Source organism: Pseudoalteromonas sp. RB2-MNA-CIBAN-0110, from assembly GCF_040309305.1.
GTDB lineage: Bacteria > Pseudomonadota > Gammaproteobacteria > Enterobacterales > Alteromonadaceae > Pseudoalteromonas > Pseudoalteromonas arctica.
In genome coordinates this window covers 1-244 of sequence record NZ_JBEOOQ010000297.1, presented here as the reverse complement: position 1 = coordinate 244, position 244 = coordinate 1, and the positions used below count along the sequence as shown (strand labels likewise).

The 244-nt window shown below is 41.0% G+C and carries 1 pseudogene; it reads right to left on the bottom strand.

What is annotated here, in order from left to right:
- A pseudogene (dnaG, locus tag AAEY68_RS21560) lies at positions 1–244 on the bottom strand (DNA primase); the annotation flags it as partial.

Sequence of the window (244 nt, the reverse complement as noted above, 5' to 3'; positions counted from 1 at the left end):
CATTAATCGATCGCGAAAAAAGTCAAACTGTCTGCCAGGTGTTTTTTCTGAGGCGAGTTTTAGCTCTACCAATTGCTCTTTTTGTTCTTTGTTACGGCCAAGTTGTAGGCACAAACCATCCCATTCACTTGGTGCATAACCTATCATGAACTTTTTAACTATTTCGCCGCTTAAGCCCCGGCCTTTAACGTATTCAATAACAGCGGCAGAATTACTATGGTGCTTTAACTGGTGTTGATAAAAC